This window comes from Zongyangia acetica (assembly GCF_038739695.1).
GTDB classification, from domain to species: domain Bacteria; phylum Bacillota; class Clostridia; order Oscillospirales; family Ruminococcaceae; genus Zongyangia; species Zongyangia gallinarum.
On record NZ_JBBEWN010000024.1, the window covers coordinates 1 to 16819 of the forward strand.

At 54.0% G+C, this 16819-nt stretch carries 19 protein-coding genes and 1 pseudogene; 16 read left to right on the top strand and 4 right to left on the bottom strand.

Features of this window, described 5'->3' with window-relative positions:
* Together WGC32_RS14345 and WGC32_RS14350 are read left to right on the top strand one after the other, a co-directional pair.
* Positions 1 to 384 (top strand): annotated as a pseudogene (locus WGC32_RS14345) (ATP-binding protein); the annotation flags it as partial.
* Between the two features lie 134 nt (positions 385 to 518).
* Positions 519 to 713: a transposon-encoded TnpW family protein gene (locus WGC32_RS14350; protein ID WP_002596234.1), complete on the top strand. Its 195-nt coding sequence runs from the start codon at positions 519 to 521 to the stop codon at positions 711 to 713.
* A gap of 55 nt (positions 714 to 768) precedes the next feature.
* Here the strand turns inward: WGC32_RS14350 and WGC32_RS14355 are convergent, their stop codons facing one another.
* Positions 769 to 1074, bottom strand: coding sequence for a hypothetical protein (locus tag WGC32_RS14355; RefSeq protein WP_087371200.1), 306 nt, complete (start codon positions 1072 to 1074; stop codon positions 769 to 771).
* Between the two features lie 215 nt (positions 1075 to 1289).
* Between WGC32_RS14355 and WGC32_RS14360 the strand changes: the two genes are divergently transcribed.
* On the top strand, positions 1290 to 2906 hold the full coding sequence (locus tag WGC32_RS14360; protein WP_342682891.1) for a recombinase family protein: 1617 nt from the start codon (positions 1290 to 1292) through the stop codon (positions 2904 to 2906).
* Positions 2907 to 3314: 408 nt separating this feature from the next.
* Here WGC32_RS14360 and WGC32_RS14365 read toward each other — a convergent pair whose 3' ends face one another.
* Together WGC32_RS14365 and WGC32_RS14370 are read right to left on the bottom strand one after the other, a co-directional pair.
* Positions 3315 to 5489, bottom strand: a complete 2175-nt coding sequence (locus WGC32_RS14365; protein ID WP_342682893.1) for a sensor histidine kinase — start codon at positions 5487 to 5489, stop codon at positions 3315 to 3317.
* Positions 5464 to 6150 carry a response regulator gene (locus WGC32_RS14370; protein ID WP_191482971.1) on the bottom strand — a complete coding sequence of 229 codons (687 nt, stop codon included), beginning with the start codon at positions 6148 to 6150 and terminating at the stop codon, positions 5464 to 5466. Before WGC32_RS14370 ends, WGC32_RS14365 begins: the two co-directional genes overlap by 26 nt.
* Positions 6151 to 6703: 553 nt before the next feature.
* On the opposite strand from WGC32_RS14370, the gene WGC32_RS14375 reads away from it, so the two are divergent.
* Together WGC32_RS14375 and WGC32_RS14380 are read left to right on the top strand one after the other, a co-directional pair.
* On the top strand, positions 6704 to 7429 hold the full coding sequence (locus WGC32_RS14375) for a LytR/AlgR family response regulator transcription factor (protein ID WP_342682895.1): 726 nt from the start codon (positions 6704 to 6706) through the stop codon (positions 7427 to 7429).
* Between the two features lie 293 nt (positions 7430 to 7722).
* Entirely contained in the window at positions 7723 to 7908 is a 186-nt protein-coding gene (locus WGC32_RS14380) for a hypothetical protein (protein WP_342682897.1), read from the top strand.
* A gap of 106 nt (positions 7909 to 8014) precedes the next feature.
* Here WGC32_RS14380 and WGC32_RS14385 read toward each other — a convergent pair whose 3' ends face one another.
* A complete protein-coding gene (locus tag WGC32_RS14385; RefSeq protein WP_342682899.1) occupies positions 8015 to 8725 on the bottom strand; it encodes a tRNA 2-thiocytidine biosynthesis TtcA family protein in 711 nt (236 codons plus the stop codon).
* Between the two features lie 346 nt (positions 8726 to 9071).
* Between WGC32_RS14385 and rplM the strand changes: the two genes are divergently transcribed.
* From rplM to WGC32_RS14440, 11 genes are all read left to right on the top strand, one after another.
* Positions 9072 to 9500, top strand: coding sequence for a 50S ribosomal protein L13 (rplM, locus tag WGC32_RS14390; protein WP_342682901.1), 429 nt, complete (start codon positions 9072 to 9074; stop codon positions 9498 to 9500).
* A gap of 22 nt (positions 9501 to 9522) precedes the next feature.
* Positions 9523 to 9921 carry a 30S ribosomal protein S9 gene (rpsI, locus tag WGC32_RS14395; protein ID WP_191482951.1) on the top strand — a complete coding sequence of 133 codons (399 nt, stop codon included), beginning with the start codon at positions 9523 to 9525 and terminating at the stop codon, positions 9919 to 9921.
* A gap of 443 nt (positions 9922 to 10364) precedes the next feature.
* On the top strand, positions 10365 to 11186 hold the full coding sequence (locus WGC32_RS14400; RefSeq protein WP_002576359.1) for a ParA family protein: 822 nt from the start codon (positions 10365 to 10367) through the stop codon (positions 11184 to 11186).
* A complete protein-coding gene (locus WGC32_RS14405) occupies positions 11143 to 12069 on the top strand; it encodes a ParB/RepB/Spo0J family partition protein (RefSeq protein WP_342682911.1) in 927 nt (308 codons plus the stop codon). The genes WGC32_RS14400 and WGC32_RS14405 overlap by 44 nt, the downstream gene beginning before the upstream one ends.
* Positions 12070 to 12081: 12 nt before the next feature.
* On the top strand, positions 12082 to 12357 hold the full coding sequence (locus WGC32_RS14410; protein ID WP_002576357.1) for a DUF5720 family protein: 276 nt from the start codon (positions 12082 to 12084) through the stop codon (positions 12355 to 12357).
* Positions 12358 to 12384: 27 nt separating this feature from the next.
* Positions 12385 to 12576 carry a hypothetical protein gene (locus WGC32_RS14415; protein WP_002576356.1) on the top strand — a complete coding sequence of 64 codons (192 nt, stop codon included), beginning with the start codon at positions 12385 to 12387 and terminating at the stop codon, positions 12574 to 12576.
* Positions 12577 to 12645: 69 nt separating this feature from the next.
* A complete protein-coding gene (locus tag WGC32_RS14420; protein ID WP_002576355.1) occupies positions 12646 to 13539 on the top strand; it encodes a DUF6017 domain-containing protein in 894 nt (297 codons plus the stop codon).
* Positions 13540 to 13587: 48 nt separating this feature from the next.
* Complete coding sequence (locus WGC32_RS14425; protein ID WP_002578791.1) at positions 13588 to 13950, top strand: DUF7768 domain-containing protein; 363 nt, start codon at positions 13588 to 13590, stop codon at positions 13948 to 13950.
* Positions 13943 to 14254 (top strand): DUF5720 family protein, encoded by a 312-nt coding sequence (locus WGC32_RS14430; RefSeq protein WP_002576353.1) that lies wholly within the window; start codon positions 13943 to 13945, stop codon positions 14252 to 14254. Before WGC32_RS14425 ends, WGC32_RS14430 begins: the two co-directional genes overlap by 8 nt.
* Positions 14255 to 14355: 101 nt before the next feature.
* Positions 14356 to 14856, top strand: coding sequence for a PcfB family protein (locus WGC32_RS14435; protein WP_002576352.1), 501 nt, complete (start codon positions 14356 to 14358; stop codon positions 14854 to 14856).
* A gap of 2 nt (positions 14857 to 14858) precedes the next feature.
* Positions 14859 to 16688 (top strand): VirD4-like conjugal transfer protein, CD1115 family, encoded by a 1830-nt coding sequence (locus tag WGC32_RS14440; protein WP_026649524.1) that lies wholly within the window; start codon positions 14859 to 14861, stop codon positions 16686 to 16688.
* Positions 16689 to 16819: the final 131 nt, after the last annotated feature.

Genomic DNA, 16819 nt, shown 5'->3' on the forward strand with positions numbered 1-16819 from the left:
CTCATGGAGAAAGAAATCCCCGTCCACATGACGAACTTTGCCCTTATCCTCAACGACCTTGCCGCCAGCTTTGAGAACCGCAACGAGTACATTTCCCGCCTTTGCCGCTATCCGCTGCTGATCCTTGACGACTTCGGCATGGAACGCGGGACGGAATACGGGCTGGAACAGGTGTTCAATGTGATTGACAGCCGTTACCGCAGCGGCAAGCCGCTGATCGTCACGACCAACCTTACGCTGGACGACCTGCACAACCCGGAGGACACCGCCCATTCCCGGATTTATGACCGCCTGCTTTCCATGTGCGTCCCGGTACGCTTTACCGGCGACAACTTCCGGCAGGAAACCGCACAGCGGAAAATGGAGAGCATGAAAGCATTAATGGGGTCCCCACAAAGCCGTAAGGCTTTGCGGGGAGAGGAGGAGCAAGGGAGCGAGCGTAGTTTTCCGCTTCAGCGGGAAACGAAGCGGAGTGGACTTTGCGACGACGAGATTACCGACTGAAAGGAGTATTGCCTATGGCAGATAACAAGCAGCACGACACCCGCACCACCCGCCGCCCCGACTGCGTGACGGAAATCCGCATGGGCAATTCCGTCCTTGTCGTGTCCGGCTATTTCAAGAAAGACACCACGACCACCGCTGCCGACAAAATGGCGCGGGTACTGGAAGCGGAAGCCGCTGCTACACAGGAGCCAACTTATCCGGCGTGAGCCGGGGCATGGAAAAAGCGGCCATGCCGGGGAGCGTGGCCGCTTTTTATATCTTTTAGAAATTAAACATAGGACAATCCTTGTAGCGTTCTGGTATTGGTAATTCATCAATCCCTATTGGACCAAGATTTTCAATAAACACCGATTGCTCTTTGGGAAATATGAATCTGTTGAGATACTCAATGAAATCCCGCTCATTGTAACATAGGCCACCGTTAATCCTATATTTTTTTGCGTGGGAACTTGTTCTAAGCCATTTATCACAAAATTCAATGCAGTATTCGGTTAGATTGTCAGCTACAATGTTCGGAACAGAATAAACCATTCTATCACCATCGGCGCTAATAATTACATTTTTCATTTCTCCACCCCGTAAATTTATTTTTAATATCATAACACGGATTTATAAATATTTACACAAGAAAATGAAAACAATAAATCGCTACACAAAAATCGGCAATTTTACAAATCATAAAGAAGCAGATTTTACACTTTTGCAGCTATACAGCCCGCCCTATTCCGTGGTACAATGAAACCACGGAATAGTGGGGCTGGCTGTCGGAAACGGAGGATTTTATGTTAAGACAAGCCACCCAAAACCTCATTACCGCCCTTTATCCGAGATTGTCCCATGAGGACGAGTTGCAAGGCGAGAGTAATTCCATATCGAACCAAAAAAGGATACTCGAAACCTACGCAAAACAGAACGGCTTTACCAATCTGCGCTGGTACACCGACGACGGTTTTTCCGGCGCGAACTTCCAGCGGCCCGGATTTCAAGCCATGCTTGCGGACATTGAAGCCGGGAAAGTGGGTACGGTCATCGTCAAGGACATGAGCCGGTTAGGGCGAAACTACTTGCAGGTAGGGTTTTACACGGAAATGCTGTTCCCTCAAAAGGGTGTGCGTTTTATCGCTGTCAACGATAATGTGGACAGTGCCAGCGAGGGCATGGACAACGATTTTACCCCGCTGCGAAATCTGTTCAATGAATGGCTGGTGAGAGATACGAGCAAGAAAATCAAGGCAGTGAAAAAGTCAAAAGGCATGAGCGGCAAGCCTGTTACCAGCAAGCCGGTTTACGGCTATGTGATGGACGAGGACGAGAATTTTATTATAGACGAGGAAGCCGCCCCGGTGGTGCAGCAGATTTACCAGCTTTGCCTTGCCGGGAACGGCCCGACCAAGATTGCCCGTATGCTGACGGAGCAGCAAATCCCCACGCCGGGGACGCTGGAATATCAGCGGACAGGCAGCACCCGCCGTTATCACCCAGGCTATGAGTGCAAATGGGCGACCAACACCGTCGTTCATATCCTCGAAAACCGAGAGTACACCGGATGTCTGGTGAACTTCAAAACGGAAAAGCCTTCTTATAAGGTCAAGCACAGCATAGAGAACCCCGTCGAGAAGCAGGCCATTTTCGAGAACCACCATGAGCCGATCATCGACAAGGAAACATGGGAACGGGTGCAGGAGTTACGCAAACAGCGCAAACGCCCGAACCGCTACGATGAAGTGGGGCTGTTCTCCGGTATGCTGTTCTGCGCCGACTGCGGCCATGTGATGTATCAGCAGCGGTATCAGAACAAAGACCGCAAACAGGACTGCTACATCTGCGGCAGCTACAAGAAGCGCACCCGCAACTGTACGGCGCACTTTATCCGCACCGATCTGTTGACCGCTGGTGTCCTGGCAAATCTCCGGCAAGTGACCGAATACGCAGCCAAGCATGAGAGCCGGTTTGTGAAACTACTTGTCCAGCAGAACGAGATCGGCGGCAAGCGAAAGACCGCCGCAGCCATCAAGCAGCTTGAACAGGCGCAGGAACGCATTTCTGAAATCAGCCGCATTATCAAGCGGCTGTATGAGGACAATGTAAACGGCAAAATCAGCGATGAGCGTTTCATGGAACTGTCGGCTGACTACGAAGCCGAGCAAGCGGAGCTGAAAAAGAGAGCCGCCGCCCTGCAAGCCGAACTGGACAAGTCACAGGCAGCTACCGTCAACGCCGAGAAATTTATGGGCATTGTCCGCAAGCACCTTGCCTTTGAAGAACTGACCCCCACTCTCTTGCGGGAAATGATCGAGAAAATTGTGGTGCATGAGTGCAGCTATGATGAGAACGGCACCCGCAGGCAGGACATTGAGATTTATTACAGCTTTGTCGGCAAGATTGACTTGCCCGAATAACCGCCCGACCTATCCGACACAATGGCCAAGTGTCGGATAGGAACGGCAAAATTTTTTGCACTTCTATTGCTTCTTTATCACACATAAGCAAAAGCCCAGGGCGCGTCTTCCCGCCCCGGAAGGGGCCCACCTGCCGGTGGGGGAACTCGCGGATAGGCGCAATGGGAAACCAAAACGCGGGCGTCGCGGACAGTGGTTTTAACTAGGCCATGAGCGCGTCTTCCCGCCCCGGAAGGGGTCGCGGACGGCGAGTCGCCGCTGACAAGTCGCGCCGGCTACCGCCGGGGGACACCGCGCTGTGGTGTCAATCGCAACAAGGTTGCGGGCATCGCGGACAGTGGTTTTAGCCAGGCCGTGGGCGCGTCATGCTGACCGCTAGGTCCGCGTCTTGCTGCCCGCTAGGGCGGCCTATTGGAGCTCTTCGGGAGGCTCGTCAGGGAACTGATGCAGCTGCCGGAGAGGCTCTACCACCTCAAAATCCAGCGTGACCTTGAACAGGTCGCCATCCACGGCAATATCCATCTCGCCGCCCATCAGCTCGGTAAAGCTCTTGGCAATGGACAGCCCCAGCCCGGAGCCCTCGGTGGACCGGGCCGCGTCCCCCCGGACAAAGCGCTCCATGATCTCATTGGTATTAAAGTTCATCTCGTAGGAAGCGATATTCTTGATGACAAAGATGGCCCGCTGCTCCCACCGGAACACGTCAATATACACCCTGGTCCCTTTCAAGGAATACTTGACAGCGTTGAGGATTAGGTTGGAGAGCACCCGGTTGAGCCTGCGGCCGTCGGCGTTGATATGAATCCGCTTTTGGGGCACATGGACCCGGAAGTCCAGACCGGAGGGGGCAATCTTTTCATCCAGCTCCGCTACCGTCTGCTCGACCAGCTCGCCGAAGTCGATGACGGTAAGCTCCATCTCCATATTGCCGGAGTTTGCCTTGGACACCTCAAACAGGTCCTCAATGAGGGTCTTCAGCCGCATGGACTTGCGCTCCAGGACCTTTACATAATCGTTGGCAAAGTCAGGGGTCAGCTCCTCGTTTTTCAGCAGATCCACATAGTTGATGATGGAGGTCAGCGGCGTTTTCAGGTCGTGGGATACATTGGTAATCAGCTCGATTTTCATCCGCTCGCTTTTGGTGCGCTCCTCCACCATCTTGCTGATGCCCTCGTTGATGCCGTTGAGATCCATTGCGAAATCGAAGAGGGGATCGCTGGGATAGAGGACCAATGGCGCCGGATTCTCCCCCTCCCGGATGGCATGGACATGATCCATCATCCGCCCCAGGTTTTGCAGGGAATTCCGGTACCGGTCGATAAACCGGTAGCCCACCAGAAGCCCAATCCCCGCGGCGAGGAGGGCCAGGAAGACGAAAAATCCTTCTCCCATGACGCCGATGGCGAAGAAGATGGCGCCCAGCACGGCAATGCCCACCTCGATGCCAAAGAAGATGGCCATCTTCCGGGACTGCCGCTTCTGGAAGGGGTATTTCATACTATATTTATTGACGGCCTTAAACAGGGTGTTGACGCTGTTCTGCCGGAACACCTGCAGCCCGTTGTGTTTAAAGTCCAGGCAGATCAGGTAGATAGGCCAATAGGCCAGTGGCGCGGCCAGAAGGAGGGGCGGTGAATCAAAGGCGAGGGCAAAGGCGGAGACGCCCAGGGCGATGAGCAGGACATAGGCCACAATTTTGGCCTCCAGCCAAATCTTGGAAAGTCCCGCCGCCATCTGCTGGGAGAAGAGGAGCCGCCGTTTGCGGAAGACGCAGGAGAGGATGAAGAGCACCAACCCTGCCCCGAAGCAGCAAAGGGCGATAACCGCTAAATAGCGGCTGACTTCATAGCCCAGATAGACCGAATAGGCCCAGTTGCCATAGGAGCCGAAGGCGCCCAGGTCCTCCCGGACGGCGATGATGACCGTCATGTGCTCATAGGCGGATTGGTCGCCGGGGATCCAGGAAAAGATCTCCTCGGCGCCGCCGTAAAAGCTGGGATAGGTAAAGTCCCCCTTCGGCCCGGAGCCGGAAAACTGCCCCTGATTCAGATAGACCAGATAGTGGTATTCGCTCCGATGCGCCTCGATGTAGGCCTTAAACTCCTCCAGGGAGCCAAAGTCTGTGTTGGTATACTCCCGGTGGAATTCCGCGTCGGTGTCGTCGTTGACAAAATAAACCTGCCGGACGTCCCGGTCGGTGTAGAAATTCTCTTTTTCGTCTCTTAGCTCATTGTCCTTGTTCTCTTCCCAGTCCTCCCGGAACTTTTCCTCCTGGAGGGTGATTTCACCATCGGTCAGCTCCGGATAATAGCCGTACTGGTTGACATAGTCGTTATAGTAGTTATCCCAGTACTGCGACTTATAGTCCTCAAACTGGGGGTTATAGGTGACAATGGTATAGCCCTCGTAAAGGGTCTGGCTCATCATCTCCTGAAAATTCTGGGTCTCGGTGTAGTCATCCTCATAAAACTGCCGGGAAAGCAGATACGGGATGGACGCCAGGGAGGCGACGATGAGCCAGATGCCTATAAAATAGGCCGCAAAGACAGCGCCACCCTTAGATTTTTTCGATTTTGTATCCAATGCCCCACACCACCTTCAAATATTTGGGTTCTTTTGGGTTGATCTCGATTTTTTCCCTGATGCGGCGGATGTGTACGGCAACGGTATTTTCCGGGGCAAAACTGGGTTCATTCCAGACCCGCTCATAGATTTCGTCAATGGGGAACACCCGGTTCTGGTTTTCCATCAAAAGCTCCAGGATCCGGAATTCAATAGGGGTCAGCTTGACATATTCACCGTCTACCGTCAGGGTTTTGTCCACCGTGTTCAGGACAAGTCCGCCTGTCTTGAGCACGTTTTCCTGCTTGGGCATATCCCCCAGGGTCACATACCGCCGCAGGGCGGAGCGGACCCGGGCAATCAGCTCCAGGGGGTTGAAAGGCTTTGTGATATAATCGTCGGCACCCATATTGAGTCCCAGAATCTTGTCGGTATCCTCGCTTTTGGCCGAGATGAGGATGATGGGGATGTTGCGATCCTGGCGGATCTTCACCATGGCGCCAATGCCATCCAGGCGGGGCATCATGATATCCAGCAGGATCAGGTGGACGGTGTTGTCTGAAAGCATCTCCAACGCCTGCAGCCCGTCGTAGGCCTTCAGCACATTCAGTCCCTCATTCTTCAGATAAATCCCAATGGAATCACAAATCTCCTTGTCGTCATCCACGACCAATACGGTCAGATCCTGCATATTCCGTTCCTCTCCTTTAGGTTTTTCACGTTTTCGGCGCCGCCGGGGCCCTGCCCCTTCCGCGCCAATAACGCTATTATACCACAATTCTCTTTCTCACTGTGATTATACGGAGGATTTCTTACAGGGCGGAACATGTTTTCCTTACGAATTTCTTACTTCTCCAGGCTATTTCTGAAAGGAAACACCGGGAATATGGGCTTTGCTGGAAATGCTTCCCCGTTGCATCCAAAAATTGGTTATCAAACCTTTCGCATGTTGCACAAATCAAAAACGCCAATAGGACGATAAAAACGTTTTTTGTTAGTACATATTTGTAAAATTTGGCGAATTTTACGGAATTCACAAAAAAGCATGTTCATTTTTGTCATAGTGTATTATAATAAATATAGATTGGTATATCTATATGACCCAATGGTCTGCCCGACGGTCCCCAAGTCATCAGGTCTGGGCAGACAGTGAAGCCGCTACACACATCATACTCATCACAAAATTTAACGTCGGAGAAAGTAGATTCTCCCCCTAAGGGAGGCAGGGAAATACCATGATGAACATTGCAATTTACGATCCATCCCAGGAAGACGGCCAGGCTTTGGAGGCCCTGGTCCGGCAGATGATGGAGGGCAAAGCGGAGGGCCCCGCTGAGGCGGACACCTTCACCAGCCTGGAGAAAATCCTCGATTCCATGTACACCTGTCAGCGTGTGTTTGACATAGTGTTCTTATCCACCGACGGCACCGCCGATAACATGACGGAGCTGTCCCAGAAGGTGCGGGAGTACAACCGTTTCTGCCCGATCATCTTCATCGGGCCCCAGGATATTTCCAACCTGGAGCTACTGGATATCCCCGGCGCCGCCTTCATAAAAAAGCCTCTGTCCGAGGCTGTGGTGGGGCCGGCCCTGGACAAGGCTTTGGCCGGTTATGACCCGGAAAAGGCCCGCCACGTTTTGATCCGCACCGCCCGGAAAACCTATGACCTGCTGCTGGATAACCTGCTGTATCTGTCCAGCTGCCGGCGGATTGTGACCCTCTACACCCGGCAGGGATTCACCTTCTCCTGCTATACCAAGCTGGGGGATCTGGAGGCCCTGATCTCCGACCGGCGCTTCCTCCGGTGCCATCAGAGCTATCTCGCCAACATGGATTACATCACCAACATTGTCGGTCACACCTTTATTATGGAGGGCGGCGCTGAGGTGAAGATCCGTCAAAGCGGCATCTCCAAAATCAAGGAGCGCTACTTTGCCTGGGCCCTGGGCCGGTATTAAACGTCAGAGATCATAAAGCGGCGATGGAAATTTCCATCGCCGCTTTTTCCATCTTCCGGGAAAATGTCCTCCCGTTGCCCTAAGGCCCCTTCCCCCGGATTTTTCGCTCCCGCCGGGCAGCCTCGGAACGAACCACCGATTCATGGAAAATATTGCTATAATATACGCATATATCATCTCATGTAGGCCATAATGATGTAAGATTACCATCATATCAACATCAAATGTTATGCATACAGAGAACTGGCTTTTTACTAAAATAAGACCAAGAGCCAATATAATGAGGTGATCACATGGCAAAAATCCCTTTTACATTCCGTTTCGACGAGACCTGTCACGCAAAGATCCGCAAAATTGCCCAGCGGGAGAAGCGATCCATGTCCAATCTCATCGAGTACCTCTGCTGGAAGGAGATCGAAGCCCATGAGGCAAAATGCGGGGAGATCCTGCTGACTGAAGAGGATTTTTCTGAGGAGTAAGGATAGGACGCTTTTCGGCTCAGCGTTTCCGCGCTCCCCAGGATGAGATAATAAAAAAAGAGGCGGCGGACTTTGGGTCCGCCGCCTCTTTATGCCTTGTTCTTTCTCACCAGCCGCTGACATGGGCCCGGACCATAGCGCCGAACAACCGCTTTTTAAGGCCGGGATGCTCCTTTTCCATACTGTCCAGGTACTCCTTGGCCCACTGGCGCTGGGTGAAGGTGTCCGCCGGGCACTTGCTCTTGACCACCGGCAGCCGGCACCGGCGCTGGGCCGACCCAATATCCCGCTCCGGGGCAAAGACCAGGGGCCGGATCATGGTCAAATCCTTCCGGGAAAGGTAGGACACCGGGGAGAAACAGCCGATCCGCCCCTCGTGGAACAGGTTGAGGAGGAAGGTCTCCACCGCGTCGTCCCAGTGATGGCCCAGGGCGATCTTGTTGCAGCCCTTTTCCTTGGCCGCGTCGTGGAGGGCGCCCCGCCGCATCCGGGCGCAGAGGCTGCAGGGGTTTTTCTCCTGGCGGATGTCAAAGACCACCGGGCCGATGTCGGTCCGCTTGAGGACAAAGGGGACTTCCAGCTGATCGCAGAGCTTCTGGATGGGGGTGTAGTCGGTGGGGACGCCGCCGAACATGGGGTCCAGGGTCACAGCCACCACCTGATAGTCGATGCCGATAAACCTCCGCAGCCGGCACAGCCCGGTGAGGAGCACCACCGAATCCTTGCCGCCGCTGACCCCTACGGCCACCCGGTCCCCGTCCTCCAGCATCTGATAGTCGGTGATGGCCTTGCGCATATAGCCCAGGATCTTCTGCATCTTCCTTCCCCCCTTCTCAAAACCTGTTCTATTGTACAGGAAATCAGCGGGCCTGGCAATCCCCTTTTCCCCCGCCGGGCTTTCGGGAGACTGCAAAAAAGCGAAATGGCGCGTGAGAATGCGAGAGAAATCCGGCGTTTGGGAGAGAAATCGAGAGAAAGCGGAGATGTAAATTAAATTTTTGCAAAAAAGGTATTGACACCCTAGGGCTTCTTCACTATAATGGTACATGCGACTTGATGTCTAAACCGCTTAGGAAAGCGGATTTTGATAGAAAAGTTTCACTTTTCCCGCTGCCGTTCCCCCAGAGGAGACGGCCGGAAGATACTTGTAGGAGGTAAAACGTATGTCAACAACAATGCCAAAAGCTGGCGAAATCAGCCGCAAATGGTATGTGCTGGACGCAGCCGATAAGCCCCTGGGCCGCACCGCTGCTCTCGCCGCCCATATCCTCAACGGCAAACATAAGCCCACCTATGCCCCCCATGTGGACTGCGGCGATCACGTCATCATCATCAACGTGGAAAAAGCTGTCCTCACCGGCAAAAAGCTGGAGCAGAAATATTACCGTCATCACACCGGCTGGATCGGCGGCCTCAAAGAGACCAGATACGACAAGCTGATGAAGGAAAATCCTGAGAAAGCCATGATGCTGGCTGTCAAAGGGATGCTGCCCTCCAACACCATCGGGGCCAATTCTCTCAAGCGCTGCCGCGTATTCAAGGGCGCGGAGCATACCCATGCCGCACAGAACCCCGAAACTTGGTCTCTATAAGATAGGAAAGGAGGACATTTAAATGTACGATACAAAACCATTCTTTTACGGAACAGGCAGAAGAAAACATTCCGTTGCCAGAGTGAGACTCTATGCAGGCAGCGGTTCCATAAAGATCAACGGCCGTGATATCGACGATTATTTCGGCCTGGATACCCTGAAACTCATTGTCCGCCAGCCCCTGGAGCTGACCAACACCAACGGCAACTTTGACATTGTCTGCAACGTTGGCGGCGGCGGCGTCACCGGACAGGCCGGTGCTATCCGTCACGGCATTGCCAGAGCACTGCTGGAGTACAACGAGGAGCTGCGCCCCATTCTGAAAAAAGCCGGCTTCCTCACCCGCGATCCGCGTATGAAAGAGCGTAAGAAGTACGGCCTCAAGGCTGCCCGTCGCGCTCCGCAGTTCAGCAAGCGCTAAACTTTATCAAAAGTGGTCAAAAACCCCGGAACTACGCGGTTTCCGGGGTTTTTCCTTTTCAAATGGTTTGACGCAATTTGACAGAACGAAGCCTCTTTTAACCCGTTTTCTATGGGTTAAATGGTGGACAACCACCCCAAAAAGAGGGCTTATGGGTTAAAAAATAGGACAACCGAGACGCGATTTTGGGATGCCAAGGGGATGTTTATTTATACATCTCCAAGAGACCTTTTTCGTGAAAACGGTTTGTCTGAATTTGACCTAATTTGAACAAAAGAGAATAAATCTAATCGCCAAGCGCTCAGTATTTTCTACTGGGCGCTTTTTGCGTTTCCGGGGAATTTCATTCCGGGATAAGAAAAGGCCGTCACTTTCAATTTTTGAAGTGGCGGCTTTTTCTATTTCCAGAAGCCATAGAACAATTCAGAAATGAGGTGAAGTCATTGAACACGCAAATCATCGCCATCGCCAACCAGAAAGGCGGCGTTGGCAAGACAACCACCTGCGCGAACCTGGGGATTGGGCTGGCGCAGGCCGGAAAGAAAGTGCTGCTGATCGACGGGGACCCGCAAGGCAGCCTGACCATCAGCCTGGGCCACCCCCAGCCGGACAAGCTGCCCTTTACCCTGTCCGACGCGATGGGCCGTATCCTGATGGACGAGCCGCTGCGCCCCGGCGAGGGTATCCTGCACCACCCGGAGGGCGTTGACCTGATGCCCGCAGACATCCAGCTCTCCGGCATGGAGGTCTCCCTGGTGAACGCCATGAGCCGAGAGACCATCCTGCGGCAGTATCTGGACACGCTCAAGGGACAGTATTCCCATATCCTGATTGACTGCCAGCCATCCCTGGGTATGCTCACGGTCAACGCCCTGGCCGCCGCCAACAGGGTCATAATCCCCGTTCAGGCGGAGTACCTGCCCGCCAAGGGCCTGGAACAGCTGCTCCAGACCGTAAACAAGGTGAAGCGGCAGATCAACCCCAAGCTCCAGATCGACGGCATATTGCTGACGATGGTGGACAACCGCACCAACTTCGCCAAGGAGATTGCCGCCCTGCTGCGGGAGACCTATGGCAGCAAAATCAAGGTGTTCGGCACCGAGATTCCCCATTCTGTCCGGGCAAAGGAGATCAGCGCCGAGGGCAAAAGCATTTTTGCCCATGACCCTAATGGCAAGGTGGCCGAGGGCTATAAGAATCTGACCAAGGAGGTGATAAAACTTGAAAAGCAGCGCGAAAAAAGTAGAGCTGGCTCCATACGATGATTTGTTTTCCACCGAGGAAAGCCGCCAGGATGCCAAGCTGGAGAAGATACAGGAAATTCCGCTGTCTGAGCTGCACCCATTTAAGGGGCATCCCTTCAAAGTCAAGGATGACGAGGCCATGATGGAGACCGCCGACAGCGTTCGGCAGTATGGTGTTCTGGTTCCGGCGATCGCCCGCCCGGACCCGGAGGGCGGCTATGAGCTGGTTGCCGGTCACAGGCGGCACCGGGCCAGTGAGCTGGCCGAGAAAGAAACCATGCCTGTCATTGTCCGAGACCTGGACGATGATGCTGCCACTATCATCATGGTGGACAGCAACTTACAACGTGAAAGCCTGCTCCCCAGCGAAAGGGCCTTTGCTTACAAGATGAAGCTGGAGGCTATGAAACACCAAGGCGCACGGGGGGACTTAACTTCGTCCCAACTTGGGACGAAGTTGCGTGCAGATGAATTGTTGGCGCAGCAGGCTGGTTCGAGTAGGAACCAGGTGCAGCGCTATATCCGCCTGACGGAGCTGATTCCCGAACTGCTGGATATGGTCAATGAAAAGAAAATCGCCCTCAATCCGGCTTATGAGCTGTCCTTTCTCAAAAAAGAAGAACAGCGGGATTTGCTGGACGCGATGGACAGCGAACAGGCTACCCCCTCTCTCTCCCAGGCTCAGCGACTCAAGAAATACAGCCAGGAGGGACATCTGACCCTCGATATGATGCGCGTCATCATGGGTGAGGAAAAGAAAAGTGATCTCGACAAAGTGACTTTCACCTCCGACACCCTGCGGAAGTATTTCCCCAAAAGCTATACGCCCCAGCGGATGCAGGAAACCATTATCAAACTGCTGGAGGCGTGGCAGAAGAAGCGCCAGAGAGACCAGGAACGATGAAAGGAGCCGCCTATGAGGGATATTTCAGCCCGTGAGCTGAAAGGACACAATATCTTGGCCGTAGAGCGTTTTCAGGACAGCACCCGCTGGATGATCGAGTTTTCCGTTCAGCGCCCTTGTTCCTACGGCTGCCCCGGCGATGATATGCGGCTGTTTCTTACGGAGGACGGGTATCAGGCCGCCCTCGTAAGCCAGAAGCGTCGGGAAATCAAAATCAAGCGGTATGCCCGTGTGATCGAGGGCCATGTGCTCGACTTCAAACCGGACAAGCGCCGCCGCCACCCGTAAACTCATTATCACTACGAAAGGAAAGGAATGAATATGTGTACTGTCCAGAGCATCAAAGATGCCATCCGGGAAAGTTGCCAGTCCCAGTATGATATGGAATCCACCGACATTGACCGGGTTTTGCAGACCCTCCCGTTTTCGGAGCATGAGCCGATGTTCAGTCATCCGCCGAAGTACAAGCGTCCTTACCGGCCCTGGCAGAACAACAAAAACAGCTGAAAGCCACAGTCTTTTTCACGAAGGATTGTGGCTTTTTTCATGCCCTAAAATTAGAAAGGAGTGAAGTCAATGGCCGTTTTTCGCATTGAACGGACCAAAGATTATACCGTGATGAGCAATCATCACCTGCGGAACCACGAACTATCCCTCAAGGCAAAGGGGCTTCTTTCCATGATGTTATCCCTGCCTGATGACTGGAACTATACTACCCGTGGACTTGCGAAAATCTGCAAGGAGGGCGTTGATGCCATCGGCAGTGCGCTGCGGGAGTTGGAAACCGCCGGTTACATCGTGCGGAACCAGCTGCGGGACCAACAAGGCCGGATCAGCGACACCGAGTATGTGATTTATGAGAAACCCCAGCCCAGGCAGCCAGAAACGCCAAGGCCGGATACGGCTGTACCAGATACGGCTTCACCAGATACGGAAAACCCGTATCTGGATAAACCGGATACGGAAAAGCCCGCAGAATTAAATATAGAGAAACCAAATACTCAAAAACAAAATACTCATGGAGCAAGTACCGATTCCATTCCCTTCCGGGAAACAGCGGCAGCACAGCTGCCGGAACGGAAAGGAAGGGATGCGATGTCTGTCTCAGAGATAGAAAATTATCGGGAATTGATTCTGGAGAACATCGAGTATGACTATCTGTGCAGAGAGTTTTCGACCTACCGTGAGGACCTGGACGAGATTGTGGAGCTGATGGTGGAGACCGTTTGTGCCAAACGTAAAACCACTCGGATCGCTGGCAGCGACTTTCCCCATGAAGTCGTGCGCTCCCGGTTCTTGAAGCTGGATAGCGAGCATATCCGATTTGTCATGGACGGTATGCAGAAAAACACCACGGAGGTCCGCAATATGAAACAGTATTTGCTTGCAGTGCTGTTCAACGCGCCCACCACGATCAGCAATCACTACACCGTACAAGTCAATCACGATATGAACACAGGCGGCTGGTAAACAGCCGCTTTTCTGTTGCCCGGCAATACCGGGAGAAAGGATTTTGCCATGAAACGACCTCTTGCCTACATTACGGCTCCCTGGAGCAACAACCAGTATGAGAACGCCGAGAACGCTGCCACCTACTGCCGCCAGGTGTACGACGCCGGGTATTCGCCCATCTGCCCGGTTCTGTTCTTGTCCACCTTCCTCAAGGACGAGATTCCCCAGGAACACAAGGACGGGCTGGATATGGTGCGAGACTATCTGCGCCGGTCCCATGTGCTGGTGGTCTGCGGCCACGGCATCGACGAGACCGTGAAGAATGACATCGCCACCGCTGAGCGCCTGCGGATCACCGCTACCACCCTGGACGGTATCCTGACTGTGAAAGGCCAGGGACGCGGGAAAGGAGGTGCGCGCCATGCCTGAGCGTAAGACCGTGGGCCAGCTGATGGAGGAAATGCGGCTCAAGGCCGGGGCGCAGAACTACCACGGCCATGAGTACATGGATTTGGAGCGGTTTGCCGAGGACACCCGGCACATGATTATCTTCGATGTGCTGACCCACGATTCGCCGGTGGGCTGGAAAGGCGAACGGACCCGCCTGTTTCTGACGGAGGCCGGATACCAGAAAAGCCTGGAGAACCAGGAAAAGGGCCACATCAAGATTCTCAGCCATGCCAAGGTGCGCCAGGGACATCTGTACTATGACCGCTCCGATCAGCTGCGTTGAAAGGAGCCTGCCATGATGAAATACCTGCTGCGGCGGCTGGTGGTCCCGCCTTAGTATCAAGCGCCACCCCTGCAAAATCCGTGGAAAGGAGGCGATGACCTATGCAGGAGGAAGTGGAAAACAGGACTTTGACGCTGGTAGTCAGCGGAACAAAGTTTACCGGGCGGCTGTTTAAGGCCGCCATCACCAAGTACCTTGCCCACCGCAAGGAAAAGAAGCTGCAAAAGCAGAAAAGCCGGGATACCCCCGTGATTCCCCACGGCAAACAGACGGTGAAGCAGCTGATCGGCCAGAATCAGGGCGTTTCCAACATCGAGATCACCGACCCCTCCATCAAGGAGTTTGAAAAGATCGCCCGGAAATACGGCGTTGACTATGCGGTGAAGAAGGACCGCAGCAGCTCCCCGCCCAAGTACCTGATCTTTTTCAAAGGCCGCGATGCGGATGCCCTGACCGCTGCCTTTACCGAGTACACCGGCAAGAAGGTCAGAAAGGCGCAGAAAACAGAGCGTCCGTCCGTGCTGGCAAAGCTGAGCCAGTTCAAAGAGCTGGTGAAACACGCCGTTGTGGACCGGAACAAGCGGAAGGAGCTGGAACGATGAAGATGAAAAAGCAACTTGACATCAAAAAGCTCCTTTTGCTGAATATGCCCTATATCCTGATGGGGCTGTTCGCAACCAACTTCGGTGAAGGATGGCGGATGGCCGTGGGTGCGGACGCTTCGGCAAAAATGCTTTCGTTCTTCTCCACGCTGCCGGTGGCGCTGGCCAGCTGGTGGCCCAGCCTGCACCCTTTGGACCTGCTGGTGGGGCTGTGCTGCGGCGCTGGCCTGCGATTGGCCGTGTATCTCAAAAGCAAGAACGCCAAGAAGTACCGGCACGGTATGGAGTATGGCAGCGCCCGCTGGGGCACCCATGAGGACATCGCACCCTACATCGACCCGGTGTTCCAGAACAATGTGATTCTGACTAAAACCGAGAGCCTGACCATGAACAGCCGCCCCAAGGACCCCAAGACCGCCAGAAACAAAAATGTGCTGGTGATCGGTGGCTCCGGTTCCGGCAAGACCCGCTTCTGGCTGAAACCGAACCTGATGCAGATGCACAGCTCCTATGTGGTGACAGACCCAAAAGGCACCATCCTGGTGGAGTGCGGCAAAATGCTTCAGCGCGGCACACCCAAGCTGGGCAAGGACGGCAAGCCCATGAAGGATAAGCACGGCAAGGACATCTATGAGCCTTATCGGATCAAAGTCCTCAATACCATCAACTTCAAGAAGTCCATGCACTATAATCCCTTTGCCTACATCCACTCCGAAAAGGACATCTTGAAACTGGTCACGACGCTGATCGCCAACACCAAGGGCGAGGGCAAGGCCGGGGACGATTTTTGGGTTAAGGCCGAGACGCTTTTGTACTGCGCCCTCATTGGGTATATCCACTACGAGGCCCCGGTGGAGGAACAGAATTTCTCCACCCTCATCGAGTTCATCAACGCGATGGAGGTCCGGGAGGATGACGAGGAGTTCAAGAACCCCGTGGACCTGATGTTTGACGCGCTGGAGGCAGAGAAGCCCAACCACTTCGCCGTCCGTCAGTACAAAAAGTACAAGCTGGCTGCGGGCAAAACCGCAAAATCCATCCTGATTTCCTGCGGTGCGCGCCTTGCCGTGTTCGACATCGCGGAGCTGCGGGAGGTCACGGCCTACGACGAGCTGGAGCTGGATACCCTGGGAGACCGGAAAACCGCCTTGTTCTTGATTATGAGCGACACGGACGATAGCTTTAACTTCCTGATCTCCATGTGCTACACCCAGCTGTTCAATCTGCTCTGCGAAAAAGCGGACGATGTGTACGGCGGGCGGCTGCCGGTCCATGTGCGGTGCCTCATTGACGAGGCCGCCAATATTGGACAGATCCCTCGGCTGGAAAAGCTGGTTGCCACCATCCGAAGCCGTGAGATTTCCGCCTGCCTGGTGCTGCAAGCACAGTCCCAGCTCAAAGCTATCTACAAGGACAACGCCGATACCATCATCGGCAACATGGATACCTCCATCTTCCTGGGCGGCAAAGAGCCGACAACCCTCAAGGAGCTGGCCGCCGTGCTGGGCAAGGAGACCATCGACACCTACAACACCGGCGAGAGCCGGGGCCGCGAGACATCCCATTCTCTTAACTACCAAAAGCTCGGCAAAGAGCTTATGAGCCAGGATGAACTGGCCGTCATGGACGGCGGCAAGTGTATCCTCCAGCTGCGCGGTGTGCGGCCTTTCCTCTCGGACAAGTACGACATCACCAAGCACCCCAATTACCCGTACACCGCCGACGCGGACCCCAAGAACGCCTTTGACATCGAGGCGTTCCTGTCCACCCGGCTCAAGCTCAAGCCCAACGAGGTCTACGATGTGTATGAAGTAGACGCAGAGGGCGTGTAAATCTGTTCCGCTGTGAAAGACCTGCTAATAAAAGTCAAGTAGAAATTTCAGATTTTTAGGGAGGCGAAAAAATGCAATACAAAATCAAGCCGCTGAGCATCTCAAAATTAAAACGGCGGCCAGCCAGATGG